Raw genomic sequence first — 20,219 nt, forward strand, 5'->3', positions numbered from 1 at the left:
AAATTTGCGCTTGACCGCCCTGTATGCGTGCTCTAGATTTTGTCCCTCATCAAACAAAGTTAAGTAGGACAAAAATTGAGCCGCAGCGTCGGGGCGTTCGCCGCCACGCCGCCGCCGGCCGTCGACAACAATCAATGACGGGTATCCGATGATCGATCGACTCCAATTCAGCTTCTCCGGCCTTGCCGCGTACGATGCGCGCGTCGCCGACACGCAGGCCGGCCTGTCGCGCCTGCTCGACGCCGCGCGGCTCGATGCGGTCGTGGTCACGTCGCAGGACGAGTACATCACCGAATACCTGCCGCGCTGCAACAACCCGCGCTATGCGCTGTCGGGCTTCGACGGCTCGGCCGGCTGCGGAATCTTCCTGAGCGCGGCGACGGCGCACGCGCTCGGCATCCCGCCGTTCGTGCTGTTCGTCGACGGCCGCTATCACCTGCAGGCCGAACGGCAGTGCGACCCGGCGCGCGTGCAGGTCGTGAAGCTCGGCATCGACGTGACGATCTGGCAGGCGCTCGCCGGCTGGCTGGTCACGCACGCGGCGCGGCTCGCGCGGGTCGGCTACGACGCGTGGCGGATCAGCATCGCGCAGCGCGACCGGCTGCTCGCGCAGACGCAGCCCGCGTCGCTCGACTGGGTGAGCCTCACGTCGCGCGAAATCGATCGCGCGATCGCGCTGCCGGGCTGGGTCGTCGAACGGCCGATCTTCGGGTTGCCGGAGGCGACGACCGGCGTGAGCGTCGCGCAGAACCTCGACGCGCTGAACGGCCGGCTCGCCGCGCACACCGCCACGGCGAGCGACACGGCGAGCGACACGGCGACCGCCACGGCGACCGCCACGACGAGCGACACGACGCCCCCCACGACTGCCTTCCTCACCTGCGCGTCCGACGATCTCGCCTATCTGCTGAACAGCCGCGGCTATCACATCCCGAATGCGTCGTCGCATCTCGGCTTCCTGTTCGTGCTCGGCGAGCAGGTCGCGCTGTTCCTGCCCGAAGGCTGCGACCGCTGTGCGGTCGACCTGCCGTCGTACCCGGCGTTGCACGTGATCCGGCGCGACTTCGCCGAACTGGAGCGCTTCCTCGCCCGCTTCGCCGTCGAGCACGTCTGCTACGGCTTCGAATCGGTCAACTGCGCGCTCGTCGAATCGGTGCGGCGCGTCTGGCCGCATGCGCGCCACGCCGATTTCAACCCGGTCGAGGCGCTGCGGGCGAGCAAGACGCCGGCGGCGCTCGAGCGCTTTCGCGATGCGTTCGCGCGCAGCTCGGCAGCGATCGCCGAGACGATGCGCTGGGCCAAGACCGGCGAGCCGGGACGGCGCCACACCGAATACGACCTGGCGCGCAAGATCAACGACGCGTACGGCGCGCGCTCGGCCGTCGCGCTGACGTTCCCGTCGATCGCCGCGAACGGCGCGAACAGCGCGTTCGCGCATTACACGGAGGCGAGCGCCGACGTCGAACTGACCGAGGGCGAACTCGTGCTGCTCGACAGCGGCGCGTACTACGACGCCGGCTTCGCGACCGACTGCACGCGCGTGGTGCTGCGTCGCACGCGAGCGGAGACGGTCGCGCAGCCGTGGCAGCGCGAAATCTACACGGTCGCGCTGAAGGCCTGCATCAAGGGGCTCGTCACGCGCTTCCCGAACACGGCGACGTGCGGCGACGTCGATGCGACGGTGCGCCAGGTGTGCCGCGACCACGGCTACGATTACGGCCACGGCACCGGTCACGGCGTCGGCATCCACGTGCACGAGGGCGGCGTGCGCTTCGCGCCCGGCGCGTCGTACGGGCTGGTGCCGAATGCGGTGATTTCGGTCGAACCGGGTATCTACCTGCCGGGCAAGGGCGGCGTGCGGATCGAGAACATCGTGATCGTCCACCCGGACGACGCCGAAGCGGGCACCGTCGCGTTCGAAAACCTCGTCACCGTGGGCTACGACTGGGACCTGATCGACGTCGCGCTGCTCGACGACGACGAGCGCGCGTATCTGCGCGACTACGAACGGCTTTGCGCGCAACGCGGCACGCAGGTCACCGCGTGTCCGTTGCTGTAAAGGAAGGGTAGTGCGGCGCGGCCGCGCATGATGCGACGGGGCGCCGGCGCTGCGGCGCGCGCGGCGCTCAGCGCATCAGCGCCGACACGCGTCCGTCCGGCCCGTAGACGCCGGCCGGCGCGGACGCCGAGCGCAGCACCGCGAGCGCGCGATCGTTGTAGTCCATCCGGATCCGGATCAGCATCCCGTTGGTCGCATTGGCCTGGCGCGCGCGTTCGGTGGCCTGCAGCAGCAGTTGCCAGCGGCCGGCGAGACGCGCGTCGCGCTCGGCGGCCTGATCCATGCCTTTCTTGCCGGCCGGAAAGCCGAGCGCCGACAGCTGCGCGTCGCGCGTGCGCTCGAGCTGCGCGAGCCGATCGATCAGCTCGCTCTTCTTTTCGACGATACCCGGCAGCATGTCGAGCGGCTGCGGCGTCGTCAGCGCCTTTTCTTCATACGCGAGCAGCGACGCGAACGCTTCGACCGTCGCGTGTTCGTCGTTGACCGTGGCCAGCAGCTCTTCTCTCATCGCGTCATGCTCGTCGCGCCGGCACGCGTTCCCGCATGCCGGCCATCCAGGGGACCGGTCAGGGCGTGACGGGCCCCGGGCCGGCTCAGTTGCTCTGCGAGCGCTGCCGTTGCAGCAGGTCGCGGGCGGTATTCAGTACGCCGTCGGCGATCTTGTTCACGTCGATCGTCAACGAGCCGTCCTTCAATGCGTCCTTGATCGACTGGACCAGCGCCGTGTTGATGTCGGCGCTGCCGGAGGCTGACAGCGAACGCAGCTGTCCCGACAGACCCGACAGGTTCACGCTCGTGTCGCCGCCGGTCGATCCAGCGTCGCCGGCCTGCGCGGACGACGACGAAGCCGCGCCGGATTGCGCGCGGGTCGCGCCGTTGCCGGTGGGCGCGAGTGGGCTCGGGTTCGGAGTGGAATCGATTTTCACGATGGTTTTCCTGTTCGGTTTGACCCAGATAACGGCCGGGCCGGCCCGAACTTTAGCATCGCGGGTGCGAAATTCTCCGAATAAACAATTCTTTGCAATGTTGCGGTGGGTTCGGTCCCTATAGCGGAATTTCCACCGTGCCGGCGTCCTTGACGATCGCCGTGACGATCTGACCGGCCGCCATCCTGACCCGCACCGACTGGCCCGGCGCCGCGTTCGCGAGCGCGTTGCCCTCGGCCGAGATCGTGAAACCGGGGCCGGCCGCGACCACCCGCACCGTCTGGCCGGCCGACACCGACGCGGCGCTCTTGAGCATGTCCTGGCGCAACGGCAGCCCGGCCGCGATCCGCGCGAGCGAGGTCGCGCCGATCGCCTGCGCCGGATCGGTGATCACCGCGAGCGGCAGCACCGTCAGGTCGCCGTTGCGGGCGATCAGGTCGGCGGCGGTGAGCGGCTCGCCCGGCGCGATCTGCCGCGCGGCGACGTAATAGGTGGCCTGCACGGTGACCTTCGCCTGCAGATAGACCGTCCACGGCCGCGCGCCCGCGCAGCGCACGCCGACCGTCGTGCGGCCCCACAGGCGCGCGCCGGTCGGCAGGAACGGCTCGAGCGTCGTGCATTCGGCGAGCCCGCGCGGAAACGCGGCGGCGACCGTCGTGGTGGTCTTGCCGGGCAGCCCCGCGATCTGCTGCTGCAGGAACGCGAGCGCGCTGCGCCGGATCGATTCGGGGTCTTGCTGGCCGGGCGGGGTCGCAGGCTGTGCCGCGGCGGCCGGCTGGGGCGCGGGCGCGGCAGGCGCCGGCGCAGCGTAAGCGGTGCGCACGGCGGCCGCGCGGGCGAAGGCCGGCCGCGTCGGGTTCGACGCCGGTTCGGGCGCGCCGGCGACGACGGTCGCCACGGCGCCCGGATCGGCAGCGCGCGGTGCGGCGTAGCGGGAACCGGCGAAATTGGAGGCGTTAGCGGCGTGCGCGGCATAGGCGCTGCTGACGGAATTGGCGCGCGCGTCCGCGTAGGCGGCGCGCGGTGCGACGCTCGGCACCGCAGCCGGCGCCGGGACGTCGACCACGACCATCGTGCCGGCCGGCTGCGCGGCAGGTGCAACCGTGCCCGCGCCGACCATGCCGGCACCGGCATTCCCGACCGGCGCCGCGCCGCTGCCCGCGACCGTTGCAACGCCCGCGCCGCCGCGGCCCGGTTGTCCCACGCCCGCCACGCCCGCCACGCCCGCCACGCCCGCCACGCTCGCATGGGCGAGCGCGGTCTCGACCGTCTCGCCGCGCCCCGGGATCACGATCATCGCGTCGTCCGCGTGCGCGCCCGGCGCCGCGAGCCACAACGCCGCGGCGAGCGCGAACGCACGCCGCACGCGCTTGCCGCGTGCGCCGTCGTTGCGAAGTGCGCTGCCTGTCATCGCCGTGTCCTCGAAACCGTTGATCCGATTCGCATTCTAGGCAGCGGGGCCGTCGCGCAAACGATGAATAGAGGGGGCCTTTGGCGCGTTATTCGTCCGATTGCGGGTTGTGCCGCACCCCTACCATCGGTGTCATGGAAAAAAGCCCCTTGGGTCGCCATCCGGCGCGGGGGGCGTGCAGCGCTTCATCTGGAGAGACGCACACATGCTGGACAAACTCGATGCCGAATTCGCGTTCGGCCGACAGGCGCTCGACGTGCGCGCCTATCGGCAGGAACTGTTGTCGTCGAACATCGCGAACGCCGACACGCCGGGCTATCAGGCGCGCGACGTCGATTTCGCGTCGGCGCTCGCGCGCTCGCTGAAGCAGACGGACGGCGGCCTCGCGCCGAGCAACGCCGCGCAACTGCCGATGGCGCAGCCGGCCGGCGTGACGAGCGGGATGACGATGGTGTCCACCGCGCCCGGCCACATGGCCGGCGCCGCGAAGCTGATCCCGACCGGCGGCCCGGCCGACGACTACGGTCGCGCGCAGTACCGGATGCCGCTGCAGCCGTCGCTCGACGGCAACACGGTCGACCTCGACGTCGAGCGCGTGCAATTCGCGAACAACGCGCTGCACTACGAGAGCGGCATGACCGTGATGACCCAGCAGATCAAGACGATGATCGCCGCGATCACGAGCAACCAGTAACGGCGCGCCCCGCCATCGAATCCGAGCACCAGGAGCCACCATGCCCTCGTTGATGAACATTTTCGGCGTCGCCGGTTCGGCGCTGTCCGCGCAATCGCAGCGCCTGAACGTCACCGCGTCGAACCTCGCGAACGCCGACAGCGCGACCGGCCCCGACGGCAAGCCGTACAAGGCCAAGCAGGTCGTGTTCGCGACCGACCCGCTCGGCGGCGCGCGCACCGCGTCCGGCCAGGGCGTGGGCGGCGTGCGCGTGACCAAGGTCGTCGACGACCCGTCGCCGATGAAGTCGACCTACGACCCCACGAACCCCGCCGCCGACGCGAACGGCTACGTGCAGATGCCGAACGTCGACCCGGTGCAGGAGATGGTGAACATGATCTCGGCGTCGCGCTCGTACCAGGCCAACGTCGAGACGCTGAACACCGCGAAGACGCTGATGCTCAAGACGCTGACGATCGGCACGTAAGCCGCGCGCCGCGCCAGATTCGACAGTTCCGACAGTTCCGACAGTTCCGACAGTTCCGACCCAAGGCCACCAGGATGACATCCTCCAACACGACGATCGGCAGCAACGGCACCAACGTGTCGACGTTGCCGACCGACACGATGAACACCAACAAAGTGTCGACGACCGGCACGTCGGCGAGCGACCTGCAGGCGACGTTCCTGAAGCTGCTCGTCACGCAGCTGCAGAACCAGGACCCGACCAGCCCGGTCGACAGCTCGCAGATGACGTCGCAGCTTGCGCAGATCAACACGGTCAGCGGCATCGCGCAGCTGAACTCGTCGCTGTCGTCGCTGTCGACGCAGCTCGCGGCCGGCCAGCAGACGCAGGCCGCGCTGCTGATCGGCACCAACGTGCTCGCGCCGGGCAACGACGTCTCGGTGAAGAGCGGCGCGGCGTCGCCGTTCGGCGTGTCGCTCGCGAACGACGTGTCGAACCTGACCATCACCGTGAAGAACAGCGCGGGCGTCGTCGTCAACACGATCGACGCGGGCAAGCAGTCGGCCGGCACGGTGCCGTTCAACTGGACGCCGACCGATGCGGCCGGCAATGCGCTGCCGGACGGCAAGTACACGGTGAGCGCGCAGTACACGGGCAGCGACGGCAAGACCTATGCGCCGACCGTGCTCGCGGCCGCGCAGGTACAGAGCGTCATCAAGCAGGCCGACGGCACCGCGGGGCTGGTGCTGTCGAACGGCACGACGGTGGGCTTGACCCAGGTCGCGTCGATTTTCCCGAACACCGCGTCGTCGTCGTCCGGCGGCACGACCACCACCAACTGATCCAGCTTTCTCGCAAACGGAGACCGAAATGGGTTATCAACAGGGTCTGAGCGGCCTCGCCGGCGCATCCAACGCGCTCGACGTGATCGGCAACAACATCGCGAACGCGAACACGGTCGGCTTCAAGTCGAGCACCGCGCAGTTCTCCGACATGTACGCGAACTCGATCGCGACGTCGGTCAACACGCAGATCGGGATCGGCACGACGCTCGGGTCGGTGCAGAAGCAGTTCGGCCAGGGCACGATCAACACGACGAATTCGTCGCTCGACGTCGCCATCAACGGCAACGGCTTCTTCCAGATGTCGAACAACGGCGTGACGACCTACTCGCGCGACGGCACGTTCCAGCGCGACAAGAACGGCTACATCGTCAACGCGCAGGGCATGAACCTGATGGGCTACGCGGCCGACAAGAATGGCGTGGTCAGCACCGCGCAGACCGTGCCGCTGCAGGCGCCGACGTCCAACATCGCGCCGACGCCGACCACCAAGATCGTCGGCCAGTTCAACCTGAACTCGCAGGACGTGGTGCCGACCAAGACGCCGTTCAACGCGACCGACAGCGCGACCTACAACTACTCGACCGCGATCCAGGTGTACGACTCGCTCGGCGGCTCGCAGGCGGTCAACATGTACTTCGTGAAGTCGGCGGCCGGTGCGTGGGAAGCGTACGCGGGCGTGCAGGGCGGCACGATGACCGATCTCGGCACGGTCAAGTTCGATTCGTCGGGCGCGATCACGAGCACGACGCTGCCCGCGTCGGCCACGCCGACCGCATCGCTCGGCCAGTTCCAGTTCAGCGTGCCGACCACCGACGGCTCGTCGACGCCGCAGGCGCTGACGCTCGACCTGACCGGCACCACGCAGTACGGCGGCAAGGACGGCGTGAACAACCTCGCGCAGGACGGCTACGCGAGCGGCACGCTGACGACCTTCTCGATCGGCGCGGACGGCAAGCTGACCGGCAACTATTCGAACGGTCAGACGGCGGTGCTCGGCCAGATCGCGATCGCGAACTTCAACAACCCGAACGGCCTGATCAACCTCGGCGGCAACCAGTATGCCGAGACGGCCGCGTCGGGCGTGCCGCAGATCTCCGCGCCGGGCAGCACCAACCACGGCACGCTGCAGGGCAGCGCGCTGGAGAACTCGAACGTCGACCTCACGTCGCAGCTCGTGAACCTGATCACCGCGCAGCGCAACTACCAGGCGAACGCGCAGACGATCAAGACGCAGCAGACCGTCGACCAGACGCTCATCAACCTGTAAAGCGCGGATAACCGGCAGCCATGGACCGACTGATCTACACGGCGATGACGGGCGCGTCGCAGTCGCTCGACCAGCAGGCGATCGTCGCGAACAACCTCGCGAACACGTCGACGACGGGCTTTCGCGCGCAGCTCGCGAACTACCGCGCGGTGCCGATGAATTTCGGCGACGGCAGCACGATCGACCCGACGACGACGCGTACCTACGTGCTCGCGTCGACGCCCGGCGCGGACTACGCGCCGGGTCCGATCACGCGCACCGGCAACCCGCTCGACGTGGCCGTGCAGGGCGCCGGCTGGCTGTCGGTGCAGACCGCCGACGGCGGCGAGGCGTACACGCGCGCCGGCAACCTGCACGTCGACGAGAACGGCCAGCTCGTCAACGCGAGCAACCTGCCGGTGATCGGCAACGGCGGCCCGATCTCGGTGCCGCCGAACGCGGAAGTCACGATCGGCAAGGACGGCACGGTGTCCGCGCTGATGCCGGGCGACCCGCCGACCGCCGTTGCGATGGTCGATCAGATGAAGCTCGTGAACCCCGACCCGACCACGCTCACGCGCGGCAACGACGGGCTGTTCCGCACCGCCGACGGCAATCCGGCCGACGCCGACCCGAACGTCGTCGTCACGCCGAATTCGCTCGAAGGCAGCAACGTGAACCCGGTGACCGCGATGGTCGCGATGATCGACAACGCGCGGGCGTTTCAGCTGCAGTCGAAGCTGATCCAGACGGCCGACCAGAACGAGCAGTCGGCGAACCAGCTGCTCAACTTCAGCTGAGCGGCACGGCCCTCGCTACCAGGAGAAGATTCAACATGAACCGATCGCTCTACATTGCCGCCACCGGCATGAACGCGCAGCAGGCGCAGATGGACGTGATCTCGAACAACCTCGCGAACACCAGCACCAACGGCTTCAAGGCGTCGCGCGCGGTGTTCGAGGATCTGCTGTACCAGACGATCCGCCAGCCGGGCGCGAACTCGACGCAGCAGACCGAGCTGCCGTCGGGCCTGCAGCTCGGCACCGGCGTGCAGCAGGTCGCGACCGAGCGCCTGTACACGCAGGGCGGCCTCACGCAGACCGGCAACTCGAAGGACGTCGCGATCAACGGCGCGGGCTTCTTCCAGGTGCTGATGCCGGACGGCACCAACGCCTACACGCGCGACGGTTCGTTCCAGACCAACGCGCAGGGCCAGCTCGTCACGTCGAGCGGCTATCAGATCCTGCCGGCGATCACCGTGCCGCAGAACGCGCAGTCGCTGACGATCGGCAAGGACGGCGTCGTGTCGGTCACGCAGCCGGGCTCGAACAACGCGGTGCAGATCGGCTCGCTGCAGATCGCGACCTTCATCAACCCGGCCGGCCTCGAGGCGAAGGGCGAGAACCTGTTCGCCGAGACCACCTCGTCGGGCGCGCCGAACGTGTCGCAGCCGGGCCTGAACGGCGCGGGCGTGCTCAACCAGGGCTACGTCGAGGCGTCGAACGTGAACGTCGTGCAGGAGCTCGTCAACATGATTCAGACGCAGCGCGCGTACGAGATCAACAGCAAGGCCGTGACGACGTCCGACCAGATGCTGCAGACCGTCACGCAGATGAAGACCTAACCGGAAGTCCCGCCGTCGCCATGAAGCAGGTCCGCCTCCTCCCGTCAGCCACCGTCCGCGCCGCGTGCGCGGTCGCGGTGGCCGCGCTCGCCGGTTGCGCGCAGATTCCGCGCGATCCGATCATCCAGCAGCCGATGACGGCGCAACCGCCGATGCCGATCGCGATGCAGGCGCCCGGCTCGATCTTCAATCCGGGCTTCGCGGGCCGGCCGCTGTTCGAGGATCAGCGGCCGCGCAACGTCGGCGACATCCTGACGATCGTGATCGCGGAGAACATCAACGCGACCAAGTCGTCGGGGGCGAACACCAACCGGCAGGGCAACACCGACTTCAACGTGCCGACGGCCGCGTTCCTCGGCGGGCTGTTCGCGAAGGCGAACCTGTCGGCGACCGGCGCGAACAAGTTCGCGGCGACCGGCGGCGCGAGCGCCGCGAACACGTTCAACGGCACGATCACCGTGACGGTGACCAACGTGCTGCCGAACGGCAACCTCGTCGTGAGCGGCGAGAAGCAGATGCTGATCAATCAGGGCAACGAGTTCGTGCGCTTCTCGGGGGTCGTCAACCCGAACACGATCTCGGGCGCGAACTCGGTCTACTCGACGCAGGTGGCCGACGCGCGGATCGAATACTCGGCGAAGGGCTACATCAACGAAGCCGAGACGATGGGCTGGCTGCAGCGCTTCTTCCTCAATCTGGCACCGTGGTGATCCCGATGCAGCAGCCTCTTTTCCACCGCCTGTCGCGGCGCGCAGCGCGCGCGCTGGCCGGCGCATTCATGCTGATCGCGTGCGCGTTCGGCGCCGCCGGCGCCCATGCGGAGCGCCTCAAGGATCTCGCGCAGATCCAGGGCGTGCGCGACAACCCGCTGATCGGCTACGGCCTCGTGGTCGGCCTCGACGGCACCGGCGACCAGACGATGCAGACGCCGTTCACGACGCAGACGCTCGCGAACATGCTCGCGAACCTCGGCATCTCGATCAACAACGGCTCGGCGAACGGCGGCTCGTCGTCGCTGAACAACATGCAGCTGAAGAACGTCGCGGCCGTGATGGTGACCGCCACGCTGCCGCCGTTCGCGCGGCCGGGCGAGGCGCTCGACGTGACGGTGTCGTCGCTCGGCAACGCGAAGAGCCTGCGCGGCGGCACGCTGCTGCTCACGCCGCTGAAGGGCGCGGACGGGCAGGTGTACGCGCTGGCGCAGGGCAACATGGCGGTCGGCGGCGCGGGCGCGAGCGCGAACGGCAGCCGCGTGCAGGTGAACCAGCTCGCGGCCGGCCGCATCGCCGGCGGCGCGATCGTCGAGCGCTCGGTGCCGAACGCGGTCGCGCAGATGAACGGCGTGCTGCAGCTGCAACTGAACGACATGGACTACGGCACCGCGCAGCGGATCGTGTCCGCGGTGAATTCGAGCTTCGGCCCGGGCACCGCGACGGCGCTCGACGGCCGCACGATCCAGCTCGCGGCGCCGGCCGACCCGTCGCAGCAGGTCGCGTTCATGGCGCGCCTGCAGAACCTCGACGTGAGCCCGGACAAGGCGGCCGCGAAGGTGATCCTCAACGCGCGCACCGGCTCGATCGTGATGAACCAGATGGTCACGCTGCAAAGCTGCGCGGTCGCGCACGGCAACCTGTCGGTGGTCGTCAACACGCAGCCGGTGGTGTCGCAGCCGGGGCCGTTCTCGAACGGGCAGACGGTGGTCGCGCAGCAGTCGCAGATCCAGCTGAAGCAGGACAACGGCTCGCTGAAGATGGTGACGGCCGGCGCGAACCTCGCCGACGTCGTGAAGGCACTGAACACGCTCGGCGCGACGCCGGCCGACCTGATGTCGATCCTGCAGGCGATGAAGGCGGCGGGTGCGCTGCGCGCCGATCTGGAGATCATCTGATGGCGAATCTTCCGAACGCAAACGACCTGACGCAGCGCTTCGCGCTCGACGTGCAGGGTTTCGACGCGCTGCGCGCGCAGGCGAAGGCGTCGCCGCAGGCCGGCGCGAAGGCGGTCGCGGGCCAGTTCGACGCGATGTTCACGGAAATGATGCTCAAGAGCATGCGCGACGCGACGCCCGACGGCGGGCTGCTCGACTCGCACACGTCGAAGATGTACACGTCGATGCTCGACCAGCAGCTCGCGCAGCAGATGTCGAAGCGCGGCATCGGCGTCGCCGATGCGCTGATGAAGCAGCTGCTGCGCAACGCGGGCCAGGGCGCCGATCCGGCGGGCGATGCCGGCGCGGCCGGCCTCGGTGCGACGGGCCTGGGCGCGGCCGGCGCCGGCACGTCGGGCAACGAAGGCAGCCTCGCCGCGATGAACGCGATGGCGCGGGCCTACGCGAATGCGGCGAACAACGGCGCGCTCGCCGGCACGCGCGGCTACTCGGCCGGCAGCGCGCTGACGCCGCCGCTGAAAGGCTCGAGCGGCGTGCAGGACGCGGACGCGTTCGTCGACCGGCTCGCCGCCCCCGCGCAGGCGGCGAGCGCGGCGACCGGCATTCCGGCGCGCTTCATCGTCGGCCAGGCTGCGCTCGAATCGGGCTGGGGCAAGCGCGAGATCCGCGCGAGCGACGGCTCGACCAGCTACAACGTGTTCGGCATCAAGGCGAACAAGGGCTGGACGGGCCGCACGGTGGCGGCGCTCACGACCGAGTACGTGAACGGCACGCCGCGCCGCGTGGTCGCGAAGTTCCGCGCGTACGACTCGTACGAGCACGCGATGACCGACTATGCGAGCCTGCTGAAGAACAACCCGCGCTACGCGGGCGTGCTGAGCGCGAGCCGCAGCGTCGAGGGCTTCGCGCACGGCATGCAGAAGGCCGGTTACGCGACCGACCCGCACTACGCGAAGAAGCTGATCTCGATCATGCAGCAGATCGGCTGACGCGCCGCGCCGCCACGGCCGCGCGGCGTGATTTCCTGCCGTGTTCCCGACCGCGCCCGGCGTCCGCCGCGCGCGGTTTTATCGTTTGCGCGGAAAATAATCCGCGATTCGATCTAAACTTTCGGTCAGCACTGCCGCTAAGTGTGAGAGACCAGCAACCGGGCCCATGTTCAGGCCCGGTTTTATTGCGTCCCGGTTGCCGGGGCGTCCATGACAAGAAACCGGCTAGCCATGAATATCGAAACGTCGACCGACCCGAGCCTGGATGCGGGCCATTCCGGACCCGACTACGCCCGCCGCAATCCGCTCGAGATCGGCGTGCAGTTGCGCAACCTCGTGAACCGGGGCGACTTCCTGACCGTCCAGTATCCCGGCGGGCAGCTCGTCACGCGCCTGCTCGACGTCGACGTCGGCGCGCGCACCTTCACGTTCGACTGGGGCGCGCTGGCCGAGCAGAACGCCGGCATCCTCGCCGCGTCGCATTGCACCTTCGCCGCCGCGCCGGACGGCGTGCGCGTCGAGTTCACCACCGGCACGCCGCGCGAGACGCGCTACGAGGGGCTGCCCGCGTTCGTCGCCGAATTCCCCGAAGTGCTGATGTGCATCCAGCGGCGCGAGTACTTCCGCGTCGATGCGCCGGTCGTCGATCCGTTCCAGTGTCGCGGCAAGCTGCCGGACGGCGAGGGCTTCGTGTTCGAGGTGCAGAACCTGTCGCTCGGCGGCGTCGGGCTGCGCACGATCGACGAGCGAGTCGAGACGCTCGAAGTCGGCACGCTGCTGCCGGAGGTCGAGCTCGAACTGAACGGTCACGGCAAGCTGTCGCTCGACCTGCGCCTCGTGTCGCAGCGCTCGACGCAGCTGCCGAACGGCTCGCGCCGCTATCAGCTCGGGTTTCGCTTCATGTCGCTGCCGGGCAGCGCGGAGAACACGCTGCAGCGCCTGATCACGCAGCTCGAGATGAAGCGCCGCTCGCTCGCGCGGGCCTGACGCACCGCCTCGCGGCCGCCGCGCGCACGCGCGCGCCGCGTGCGCATTTTTCCCTCAATTTTTTCGATCCGCGGCCGTTATACCGGGAGTCACGCAACCCGGCGGCCGCAGCGCGGCCGGCTCATCAGGATCGCGCATGTCCAACACATTCATGAACCTCGGCGTCAGCGGCCTCAATGCCGCGCTCTGGGGCCTCACGACGACCGGTCAGAACATCAGCAACGCCGCGACGCCCGGCTATTCGGTCGAGCGTCCCGTCTATGCCGAAGAGAGCGGCCAGTACACCGCGAGCGGTTATCTGCCGCAGGGCGTGAACACCGTCACCGTGCAGCGGCAGTACAGCCAGTACCTGAGCGACCAGCTGAACGCCGCGCAGTCGCAAGGCGGCGCGCAATCGACGTGGTATTCGCTCGTCGCGCAGCTGAACAACTACGTCGGCAGCCCGACGGCCGGCATCTCGACCGCGATCACGAACTATTTCACCGGGCTGCAGAACGTCGCGAACAACGCGTCGGACCCGTCGGTGCGGCAGACCGCGATCAGCAACGCACAGATCCTCGCCGACCAGCTGAAGGCCACCGGCCAGCAGTACGACGCGCTGCGTCAGAGCGTGAACACGCAGCTCACCAGCACCGTCTCGCAGATCAACACCTACACCGCGCAGATCGCGCAGCTGAACCAGCAGATCGGCGCCGCGAGCAGCCAGGGGCAGCCGCCGAACCAGCTGCTGGACCAGCGCGACCTCGCGGTGTCGAACCTGTCGTCGCTCGCCGGCGTGCAGGTCGTGCGCAACGACAGCGGCTACAGCGTGTTCCTCGCGGGCGGCCAGCCGCTCGTCGTCGCCGACAAGAGCTACCAGCTCGCGGCCGTCGCGTCGTCGTCCGATCCGAGCGAGCTGACCGTGGTGTCGCAGGGCATCGCCGGCGCGAATCCGAAAACGCCGGACCAGTCGCTGCCCGATGCGTCGCTGTCGGGCGGCACGCTCGGCGGCCTGCTCGCGTTCCGCCGTCAGACGCTCGATCCGGCGCAGGCGCAGCTCGGCGCGCTCGCGACCAGCTTCGCCGCGCAGGTCAATGCGCAGAACGCGCTCGGCGTCGACCTGTCAGGCAATCCGGGCGGCAGCCTGTTCGCCGTCGCGCCGGCGACCGTCTTCGCGAATCAGGGCAATACCGGCAACGCGGCGCTGTCCGTGTCGTTCACGAACCCCGCGCAGCCGACGACGGGCGACTACACGCTGTCGTTCGACGGCACCAACTACACGCTGGCCGACCGCGCGAGCGGCTCGGTGATCGGCCAGTCGACGTCGATGCCGGCGTCGCTGGGCGGGCTGCAGCTGTCGTTCTCGTCCGGCGCGATGAACGCCGGCGACCAGTTCACCGTGCTGCCGACGCGCGGCGCGCTGACCGGCTTCGGGCTCGCGACGACGAGCGGCGCGGCGATCGCGGCGGCGTCGCCGGTCGTCGCCTCCGCGTCGACGACCAACATCGGGACGGGGAAGATCGTCTCGAACGGCGTGAGCTCCGGCTATCAGATTCCGGCCACCAAGCTCACCTACGACGCGGCGACGAACTCGCTGTCGGGCTTCCCGGTCGGCACCACGGTCACGATCGCGGGCACGCCGCCCACCTCGGTGACGATCGCCAACCCGACCGACAGCGTGCCGTACAACGCGAGCCAGGGCGCGAAGATGACGATGTCCGGCACGCTGAACGGCGTGACCGTCACGTTGTCGGGCGCGCCGTCCGACGGCGACTCGTTCTCGATCGGGCCGTACGCGGGCGGCACGAGCGACGGCGACAACGCGCTCGCGCTGTCGCAGCTGGTGACGGCCAAGTCGCTCGGCGGCGGCACGACCACGCTCACCGGCGCGTACGCGAACTACGTGAACGCGATCGGCAACACGGCGAGCCAGCTGAAGTCGTCGAGCGCCGCGCAGACGTCGCTGGTCGGCCAGATCACCAGCGCGCAGCAGTCGGTGTCGGGCGTGAACCAGAACGAGGAAGCGGCGAACCTGATGCAGTACCAGCAGCTATACCAGGCGAACGCGAAGGTGATCCAGACCGCGCAGACGCTGTTCCAGACCGTTCTCGGCCTGTTCAACTGACCGGATTCGAGGGATAGAAGCGATGCGGATTTCCAGCGCCCAGTTTTTCCAGCTGAACGTCTCACAGATGAACGATCAGCAGGCGCAGCTCTCGCAGCTGTACCAGCAGATCGCAAGCGGCGTGAGCCTGCAGACGCCGGCCGACAACCCGGTCGGCGCGGCGCAGGCCGTGCAGCTGTCGATGACGTCGGCGACGCTGTCGCAGTACACGGCCAACCAGAGCACGGCGCTCGCGTCGCTGCAGGCCGAGGACCAGACGCTGCAAAGCGTGAGCACCGTGCTGACCGGCGTGCAGACGCTGACCGTGCGCGCCGGCGACGGTTCGCTCGCCGACAGCGACCGCGCGGCGCTCGCGACCCAGCTGCAGGGCTATCGCGACCAGCTGATGACGCTCGCGAACACGAACGACGGCGCGGGCACCTATCTGTTCGCCGGGGTCAACAATTCGTCGGCGCCGTTTACGAGCAGCCCGAACGGCACCGTGTCGTATGTCGGCGATTCGGGCACGCGCCAGGTGCAGATCGGCGATTCGAGCAGCGTCGCGCAAGGCGACACCGGCGCGGCCGTGTTCATGTCGGTGCAGTCGCTCGGCAGCGTCCCGGTGCCGGCGGCGGACGCCGCCAACACGGGTACCGGCCGGATTACCGCGGTGACCGTCACGAGCCCGTCGGCCGCGACCAACGGCCATCATTTCGCGATCACGTTCGGCGGCACGCCGGCCGCGCCGACCTACACGGTCACCGATTCGTCGGCCAAGCCGCCGACCACGACGCCCGCGCAGGCGTACACGGCCGGCGCGTCGATCGCGCTCGGCGGCGGGATGACCGTCTCGGTGTCCGGCACGCCGTCGGCCGGGGACTCGTTCTCGGTCACGCCCGGCCCGCAGGCAACCGGCGGCGCGGACATCTTCTCGACGCTCGACTCGATGATCGCCGCGCTGAAGACGCCGGTGACGGGCAATCCCGTCGCGGCCGCCGCGCTGTCGAACGCGATGATGACCGGCTCGATCAAGGTCGGCAACACGATGCGCAACGTGACGACGATCCAGGCGTCGGTCGGCGGCCGCGAGCAGGAAGTCAAGGCGATGCAGGCGGTCACGCAGACGGCGTCGCTGCAGACCACCAGCAACCTGACGGACCTGACCGGCACCAACATGGTGACGACGATCAGCCAGTATCTGCAGGTGCAGAACGCGCTGACCGGCGCGCAGAAGGCCTACGTGCAGCTGCAGAACCTGTCGCTGTTCCAGTACGTCAATCCTTGATCGGCGCGCAGCATCGCGCGATGTGAGCCTTCGCTCACGTCGCGCGGTGCGCGTGCCGGTCGCCCGCGCGGCGACCGGCGCGGTGACCCACGGCCGCCCGGCCGACTCGTTCCCCCGTCATACCGCAAGCCCGCTCCCGGCGCGCCATTGCCGCGCGTGCGGCGGCGCGCTTGCCAGCCCCATTTCCGCTCCGTAAACTCGCGCCAGATTCCAGGCCGGCGCACCGTCCGCCGCCGGCGACCGACAGGAGCCCTTTCCCCATGTCCGATTCCTACTTCCCGCGCTGGCGGGTGCAACCGGCCGGCGCGGCGTCGCGCGTGGTCGGGCCCGACGAGCGCCTCGCGTGGCCGCAGATGGTCGCGATGGGCGTGCAGCACGTCGTCGCGATGTTCGGCTCGACCGTGCTCGCGCCGCTGCTGATGGGCTTCGATCCGAACCTGTGCATCTTCATGTCGGGCATCGGCACGCTGCTGTTCTTCGTGCTGGTCGGCGGCCGCGTGCCGAGCTACCTCGGCTCGAGCTTCGCGTTCATCGGCCTGGTGATCGCGGTGACCGGCTACGGCGGCAGCGGGCCGAACCCGAACATTCCGGTGGCGCTCGGCGGGATCGTCGCGTGCGGCGTCGTGTACGTCGCGCTCGGCGCGCTGGTGCAGGCGATCGGCACGCGCTGGATCGAGACGCTGATGCCGCCGGTCGTCACCGGCGCGGTGGTCGCGGTGATCGGGCTGAACCTCGCGCCGATCGCGGTCAGGGGCGTGTCGGCTTCGACCTTCGACTCGGTGATGGCGCTCGTGACCGTGCTGTGCGTCGGCGGCGTCGCGGTGTTCGCGCGCGGGATGGTGCAGCGGCTGCTGATCCTGGTCGGGCTCGTGATCGCGTACGCGATCTATGCGGTCGCGACCAACGGCATGGGCCTCGGCAAGCCGATCGACTTCTCGATCGTCGCGCATGCCGCGTGGTTCGGCGTGCCGCGCTTTCGCGCGCCGGTGTTCGATCCGCACGCGATGCTGATGCTCGCGCCGATCGCGGTGATCCTGGTCGCCGAGAACCTCGGCCACATCAAGGCGGTCAGCGCGATGACGGGCACCAACCTCGACCGCTACGTCGGCCGCGCGTTCATCGGCGACGGGCTCGCGACGATCGTGTCGGGCAGCGTCGGCGGCACGGGCGTGACCACCTACGCGGAGAACATCGGCGTGATGGCCGTCACGCGGATCTATTCGACGCTCGTGTTCGCGCTCGCCGCGCTGATCGCGATCGGGCTCGGCTTCTCGCCGAAGTTCGGCGCGGTGATCCAGACGATTCCGGGCCCGGTGCTCGGCGGCGTGTCGATCGTCGTGTTCGGGCTGATCGCGGTGACGGGCGCGCGGATCTGGGTCGTCAACAAGGTCGACTTCTCCGACAACCGCAACCTGATCGTCGCGGCCGTCACGCTGGTGCTCGGCGCCGGCGACTTCTCGCTGAAGTTCGGCGGCTTCGCGCTCGGCGGCATCGGCACCGCGACGTTCGGCGCGATCATCCTGTACGCGATCCTGCGCAAGGAGAAGGAGCCGGGCCCGGTGGTGTGAGCGGGTAGCGGGGCCGCCGGCGCCCGCTCATGCGCCGGTGTTCGACTGCCCCTGCAGCCACGCGCAGAACTGCGCGACGAGCGGATCGTCGGCGGACGCGCCCGGCGCGATCCACCAGTAGCTGCGCGTCGCGATGCGCGGCCCGTCGAGCGGCATCACGAGGCGGCCGCTCGCGAGCTCGTCGTCGATCAGCGGCAGCGGGCCGAGCGCAACGCCGAGCCCGTCGACGGCCGCCTGCAGCGCGAGATAGAAGTGGTCGAACGACTGCCGCTTGCGCCCCTTCATCGTCAAGCCGGCCGCGGCGAACCAGTCGCGCCAGCCTTCCGGCCGCGTATCCGAATGCAGCAGCACGTGCCGCGCGAGATCTTCCGCGCGGGCGATCGGCGCGCGCTTGAGCAGCGCGGGGCTGCAGACCGGAATCACGCTTTCGTCGAGGAAATGGCCGCTGCGCCAGTTCGGCCCGGGGCCGGGCTCGCGGCGGATCGCGACGTCGAAGCCGTCGAGCGTGTCGAGCGCCGCGTTCGACGTAGACAGCTTCAGCTCGACGTTCGGCACGTCGCGCTGGAACCGCGATAGGCGCGGCAGCAGCCACTTCATCGCGAAGGTCGGCAGCGCGTTGATGCGCAGCACGCGCGTCGCGCCGGCGTTGCGCAGCTGCTCGGTGGCGAGCGCGATGCTGTCGAACGCGGCGCGCACGGTGTCGAGATAGCGGCGCCCGTCGTCGGTGAGCTTCACGCGCTTGCCGTAGCGCTGGAACACCGGCTTGCCGAGCCACGCCTCGAACCCGGCGATTTGCCGGCTGATGGCACCGTGGGTCACATGCAGCTCGTCGCCGGCGGCGCTGAAGCTCTCGTGTCGGGCCGCTGCTTCAAAGGCACGAAGCGCGGAAAAGGGCGGTAGGTCGCGTGGCATGCTTGTGATTCTAGATCACAAGGACGCGCCGATAAAATCGTTTTGCCGTCCTCCGCGACGGCGGTAACCTCGTGGCACCGCTTGATGAGGATCCCCATGCAATCCGTTTCCCCACCGCCCGCCGCCGCGCCGCGCCCGATCGGTCTCGCCGAGCTGTTCACCGGTTTTCTGTCGCTCGGGCTGATGTCGTTCGGCGGCGCGCTACCGTTTGCGCGGCGCACCATCGTCGACGAGCGCAAGTGGCTGTCCGCCGACGAATTCACCGATCTGCTCGGCCTGTGCCAGTTCCTGCCGGGCGGCAACGTGATCAACCTGTCGGTCGCCGTCGGCATGCGCTTTCGCGGCGTCGCGGGCGCGTTCGCCGGCATTCTCGGGTTGATCGCGGGGCCGACGCTCGTCGTGGTCGCGCTCGGCGTGCTGTATGCGAAGACGCAGGCCGACCCGCACGTGCAGCATCTGTTCGGCGGGCTCGCGGCCGCAGCCGCGGGGCTGCTCGTCGCGATGGCGGTGAAGGTCGCACGGCCGCTGCGGCAGGCGCCGCGCACGGCCGCCGGCATCGCGGCGCTCGCGTTCGTCGCGATCGCGGTGCTGCGCGTGCCGCTGCTCCCGACGATGCTGGTGCTGACGCCCGTCAGCATCTGGCTCGCGTCGCGGCGTCGCGACACGCCGGCGCAGCCGCGCGCCGAGGCACGCGACGGAGGCGGCCGATGAACGACACGTTGATTGCGATCGCGACGATCTTCAGCCAGCTGTCGCTGCTCGCGTTCGGCGGCGGCAACACGATCCTGCCGGAGATGCAGCGGCAGGTCGTCGACGTGCATCACTGGATGAGCGCGCACGAGTTCACCGCGCTGTTCGCGCTCGCGCAGGCGGCGCCGGGGCCGAACATGATGATCGTGTCGCTGGTCGGCTGGCACGTGGCCGGCTGGGCCGGGCTGCTGGTCGCGTCGATCGCGAAGTTCGGGCCGTCGTCGATCGTGACCGTGCTGGCGCTGCACGCGTGGGAGCGCTTTCGCGACCGGCCGTGGCGCCGCTACGTGCAGCAGGGGCTGATGCCCGTCACGGCCGGGCTCGTCGCGGCCAGCGCGATGCTTATCTCGCAGGCGTCGAACCGCAGCGCGATCCAGTGGGGCATCACCGCCGCATGCGCGGTGCTCGCGTGGCGCACGCGCATTCATCCGCTGTGGCTGCTCGCGGCGGGCGCGTTGATCGGGCTCACCGGCATCGGCCAGTGAAGGGCGGCCGGCCGCCGCGCCG

At 69.3% G+C, this 20,219-nt stretch carries 20 protein-coding genes; 16 read left to right on the forward strand and 4 right to left on the reverse strand.

The features are described 5' to 3' along the window. Positions 1–148: 148 nt before the first annotated feature. A complete protein-coding gene (locus tag AK36_RS14355) occupies positions 149–2,059 on the forward strand; it encodes a M24 family metallopeptidase (RefSeq protein ID WP_045578703.1) in 1,911 nt (636 codons plus the stop codon). Positions 2,060–2,126: 67 nt separating this feature from the next. Here the strand turns inward: AK36_RS14355 and AK36_RS14360 are convergent, their stop codons facing one another. The 3 genes from AK36_RS14360 to flgA form a co-directional block, all read right to left on the reverse strand. After that, positions 2,127–2,567, reverse strand: coding sequence for a flagella synthesis protein FlgN (locus AK36_RS14360; protein WP_011886266.1), 441 nt, complete (start codon positions 2,565–2,567; stop codon positions 2,127–2,129). Between the two features lie 85 nt (positions 2,568–2,652). After that, positions 2,653–2,985 (reverse strand): flagellar biosynthesis anti-sigma factor FlgM, encoded by a 333-nt coding sequence (flgM, locus tag AK36_RS14365; RefSeq protein WP_011886265.1) that lies wholly within the window; start codon positions 2,983–2,985, stop codon positions 2,653–2,655. Positions 2,986–3,103: 118 nt separating this feature from the next. Further along, the gene (gene flgA, locus AK36_RS14370; protein ID WP_045578704.1) at positions 3,104–4,396 is read right to left on the reverse strand and encodes a flagellar basal body P-ring formation chaperone FlgA; all 1,293 of its coding nucleotides are present in this window, start codon (positions 4,394–4,396) and stop codon (positions 3,104–3,106) included. 205 nt (positions 4,397–4,601) lie between these two features. Between flgA and flgB the strand changes: the two genes are divergently transcribed. The 13 genes from flgB to AK36_RS14435 all read left to right on the forward strand — a co-directional run bounded on the left by flgB (position 4,602) and on the right by AK36_RS14435 (position 18,050). Continuing rightward, positions 4,602–5,090: a flagellar basal body rod protein FlgB gene (gene flgB / locus AK36_RS14375; protein ID WP_011886263.1), complete on the forward strand. Its 489-nt coding sequence runs from the start codon at positions 4,602–4,604 to the stop codon at positions 5,088–5,090. A gap of 40 nt (positions 5,091–5,130) precedes the next feature. Further along, positions 5,131–5,556: a flagellar basal body rod protein FlgC gene (gene flgC / locus AK36_RS14380; RefSeq protein WP_045578705.1), complete on the forward strand. Its 426-nt coding sequence runs from the start codon at positions 5,131–5,133 to the stop codon at positions 5,554–5,556. 74 nt (positions 5,557–5,630) lie between these two features. Continuing rightward, positions 5,631–6,377 carry a flagellar hook assembly protein FlgD gene (locus AK36_RS14385; protein WP_011886261.1) on the forward strand — a complete coding sequence of 249 codons (747 nt, stop codon included), beginning with the start codon at positions 5,631–5,633 and terminating at the stop codon, positions 6,375–6,377. 28 nt (positions 6,378–6,405) lie between these two features. Then, complete coding sequence (gene flgE / locus AK36_RS14390) at positions 6,406–7,647, forward strand: flagellar hook protein FlgE (protein WP_045578706.1); 1,242 nt, start codon at positions 6,406–6,408, stop codon at positions 7,645–7,647. Between the two features lie 20 nt (positions 7,648–7,667). Then, positions 7,668–8,426, forward strand: a complete 759-nt coding sequence (gene flgF, locus AK36_RS14395) for a flagellar basal-body rod protein FlgF (RefSeq protein WP_011886259.1) — start codon at positions 7,668–7,670, stop codon at positions 8,424–8,426. A gap of 35 nt (positions 8,427–8,461) precedes the next feature. Then, the gene (gene flgG, locus AK36_RS14400; RefSeq protein ID WP_011886258.1) at positions 8,462–9,250 is read left to right on the forward strand and encodes a flagellar basal-body rod protein FlgG; all 789 of its coding nucleotides are present in this window, start codon (positions 8,462–8,464) and stop codon (positions 9,248–9,250) included. Between the two features lie 20 nt (positions 9,251–9,270). Next, positions 9,271–9,960, forward strand: coding sequence for a flagellar basal body L-ring protein FlgH (gene flgH, locus AK36_RS14405; RefSeq protein WP_011886257.1), 690 nt, complete (start codon positions 9,271–9,273; stop codon positions 9,958–9,960). A 5-nt stretch (positions 9,961–9,965) separates the two neighbouring features. Then, positions 9,966–11,138, forward strand: a complete 1,173-nt coding sequence (locus AK36_RS14410) for a flagellar basal body P-ring protein FlgI (protein WP_034192572.1) — start codon at positions 9,966–9,968, stop codon at positions 11,136–11,138. Next, the gene (flgJ, locus tag AK36_RS14415; RefSeq protein ID WP_014723811.1) at positions 11,138–12,127 is read left to right on the forward strand and encodes a flagellar assembly peptidoglycan hydrolase FlgJ; all 990 of its coding nucleotides are present in this window, start codon (positions 11,138–11,140) and stop codon (positions 12,125–12,127) included. Before AK36_RS14410 ends, flgJ begins: the two co-directional genes overlap by 1 nt. A gap of 231 nt (positions 12,128–12,358) precedes the next feature. Then, on the forward strand, positions 12,359–13,114 hold the full coding sequence (locus tag AK36_RS14420; RefSeq protein ID WP_014723810.1) for a flagellar brake protein: 756 nt from the start codon (positions 12,359–12,361) through the stop codon (positions 13,112–13,114). A 136-nt stretch (positions 13,115–13,250) separates the two neighbouring features. Then, positions 13,251–15,218 (forward strand): flagellar hook-associated protein FlgK, encoded by a 1,968-nt coding sequence (gene flgK, locus AK36_RS14425; RefSeq protein WP_045578707.1) that lies wholly within the window; start codon positions 13,251–13,253, stop codon positions 15,216–15,218. A gap of 22 nt (positions 15,219–15,240) precedes the next feature. After that, complete coding sequence (gene flgL / locus AK36_RS14430) at positions 15,241–16,482, forward strand: flagellar hook-associated protein FlgL (protein ID WP_011886252.1); 1,242 nt, start codon at positions 15,241–15,243, stop codon at positions 16,480–16,482. A 260-nt stretch (positions 16,483–16,742) separates the two neighbouring features. After that, a complete protein-coding gene (locus tag AK36_RS14435) occupies positions 16,743–18,050 on the forward strand; it encodes a solute carrier family 23 protein (protein WP_014723808.1) in 1,308 nt (435 codons plus the stop codon). A 27-nt stretch (positions 18,051–18,077) separates the two neighbouring features. On the opposite strand, the gene AK36_RS14440 is transcribed toward AK36_RS14435, so the two are convergent. Continuing rightward, positions 18,078–18,962, reverse strand: a complete 885-nt coding sequence (locus AK36_RS14440; protein ID WP_045578708.1) for a transcriptional regulator GcvA — start codon at positions 18,960–18,962, stop codon at positions 18,078–18,080. 96 nt (positions 18,963–19,058) lie between these two features. Between AK36_RS14440 and AK36_RS14445 the strand changes: the two genes are divergently transcribed. Next, on the forward strand, positions 19,059–19,673 hold the full coding sequence (locus tag AK36_RS14445) for a chromate transporter (protein ID WP_014723805.1): 615 nt from the start codon (positions 19,059–19,061) through the stop codon (positions 19,671–19,673). Continuing rightward, positions 19,670–20,197: a chromate transporter gene (locus AK36_RS14450; protein ID WP_011886248.1), complete on the forward strand. Its 528-nt coding sequence runs from the start codon at positions 19,670–19,672 to the stop codon at positions 20,195–20,197. Before AK36_RS14445 ends, AK36_RS14450 begins: the two co-directional genes overlap by 4 nt. The last annotated feature ends 22 nt before the right edge of the window (positions 20,198–20,219 follow it).

Origin of the sequence: Burkholderia vietnamiensis LMG 10929, from assembly GCF_000959445.1 — a bacterium.
Taxonomy (GTDB): Bacteria; Pseudomonadota; Gammaproteobacteria; order Burkholderiales; family Burkholderiaceae; genus Burkholderia; species Burkholderia vietnamiensis.